Source organism: Arhodomonas sp. KWT (assembly GCF_010993615.1).
This window is the reverse complement of the sequence record NZ_WNXE01000044.1, coordinates 18,913-20,917: the sequence shown is the minus strand read 5'-3', so window position 1 is coordinate 20,917 and position 2,005 is coordinate 18,913. Positions and strand designations below refer to the sequence as shown.

The following is a 2,005-nucleotide window of genomic DNA, read 5'->3' as shown; positions in this document are numbered from 1 at the left end:
CCGATAACGCTGGAGGATCAAACCATGCCCCTGAGACCGTTTGCGGTCGCACTGCTCACCGGGATACTGGCACTCGGCGCCGGTAGCACGGGTGCAGACGGCAGATCGTCGCCACCCCCGGTCACACTGCCCGGGACCGCGCAGATCGAACTCACCGCCGGGCCGGACGGCGGCCGGCCCTACCGGCTGCTCGTCAGTGAACCCCGGGAGGAGGTCGAACCGCCGGACGACGGCTATCCGGTGCTCTTCGTGCTCGACGGCAACGCCCACTTCGCCGCCTTCCACGCCGCCAGGCGGCTGCAGAAGCGTTTCGCGGCGACGATCGTCGTCGGCGTCGGCTACCCCACCGACAAACCACTGGACTTCGAGCGCCGTTCCTACGACTTCTCGCCGCCGGCACCGCCGTCACGCAACGACCCGCCCCAGGGCGGCGACGCCGCGTTCCTGGAGACACTGTCCCGGCACATCGTCCCGGCGATCGCCGAACGCTATCCCGTCGACCGGAACCGCCTTTCGGTTTTCGGACACTCCTTCGGTGGCATGTTCGCGCTCCACGCCCTGTTCGCGCGGCCGGGACTGTTCAGCGACTACGTAGTGGCGAGCCCATCTCTGTGGTGGCAGCACGACTACCTGCTCGACGAGGAAAGGAGATTCGTTGCACGGGTGAAGGCCGGGCGGGTGGACGTGCGCGACGTGAGCGTCCTCCTCGTTGCCGGCAGCAGGGAAACGCCGCAGACGATCCAGGACGCACGGGCCCAGGCCAAACGCCTGCGCCCGCTGTCCGCCCACGGTCTGCGCACGGCGTTTCACCTCCAGCCCGGCGAGGGGCACATGTCGTTGCCGCCGGCGATCGTCACGCGCACGCTGCGCCAGGTATTCACGGCACGCCGGTACTGAACCGAGCGCGACGGATCACGGACGCAGTGCCAACGTCAGCGCCGCCCGCGCCGCCGGCCACATCACGCTGCCGTGGTCCTCGCCGGCGAAGACCGTCAGGTCCACGCCCCAGTCCGGATGCGCAGCACGGAGCGCGGCGGCCATGTCGCGGGTCCGGTCCACCATCGCGCGCTCACGCACACGGGCCGCCCGGGGTGTGCCCTGGGCGGACGGGCCGGGCGTCTGCTCGCGGGCACCGACGCCGAGCAGCACCGCCGGCGCCTGCGCGCCGTCGGCGGACACCCCGTTCCCGGCGACGGCCGGCCCCCCGGCCGGGTACCACCACAGCGACGGGCTGATCGCCGCGTAGCGGTCGAAGGCGGCCGGCCGGGTGAGCAGGGTGTATACCGCGAACAGCCCCCCGTAGGAATGCCCGAGCAGCGTCTCCCGGCCGGTATCGACCGCAAAGCGTTCGTAGATGGCAGGTTTGAGATGCGTCTCGATGAAGTCGAGGAACCGCGGTGCACCGCCGTGCGGACGTTCCTGCGGGGGCCTGTCCGGACTACCTTGCACCGGGGGCGTGTAGTCCCGGCTTCGCCGGTCAAAGGCGAACCGCTCGGTGTCCGTATAGCCAACGCCGACGATGAGCAACGGCTCCGGCGACGCCGCCGGGCCGTGGCGGGTCAGGCTCTCGCGGGCGGCAAGGAGCAGCGGGAAGCGGGCGTTGCCATCGAGCACGTAGAGCACCGGATAGCCTGCCGCCGGCGCCGGGCCGTCGGGCACGGCGACCTGGATCAGGTAATCACCACCGGTCTCCGGCGAGTGCATGGTCCATTGCCGGGTACCGGGCAGGGACACATTCCCCTCGCCCCTGCCGTCAGCCGCCATCACCCCTCCCGTCAGCAGCATCAGTAACACGCCGCACAGGGTGCGGCGCAGGTAGCGGCGCGCCACCCGGGGGCAACGCGCCATGGGTGGATCGCCGGATTCAGAAGTCATAGCGCAACGAGGCAACGACATTGAACGGCTGGCCGACCATGTTGAAGGTGTTCACGCCGCCGACGCGGGTGTAGTAATCCCGGTCGAAGACGTTGTTGAGGTTCACCTGAGCGCTGAGCCGGCGGGTGAA

At 70.0% G+C, this 2,005-nt stretch carries 3 protein-coding genes; 1 reads left to right on the top strand and 2 read right to left on the bottom strand.

The features are described 5' to 3' along the window. Positions 1–897 (top strand): alpha/beta hydrolase (locus G7A99_RS09255; protein WP_205599783.1); only part of this gene is annotated, 897 nt, incomplete at its 5' end. A gap of 15 nt (positions 898–912) precedes the next feature. On the opposite strand, the gene G7A99_RS09250 is transcribed toward G7A99_RS09255, so the two are convergent. Next, entirely contained in the window at positions 913–1,848 is a 936-nt protein-coding gene (locus G7A99_RS09250) for an alpha/beta hydrolase (protein ID WP_163139693.1), read from the bottom strand. A gap of 16 nt (positions 1,849–1,864) precedes the next feature. Further along, a partial coding sequence (locus G7A99_RS25915; protein WP_205599786.1) for a hypothetical protein occupies positions 1,865–2,005 on the bottom strand: 141 nt, incomplete at its 5' end.

Excerpts from the sequence above, each read along its gene's own strand:
- G7A99_RS09250 (WP_163139693.1), bottom strand. The coding sequence starts at position 1,848 with ATGGCGCGTTGCCCCCGGGTGGCGCGCCGCTACCTGCGCCGCACCCTG.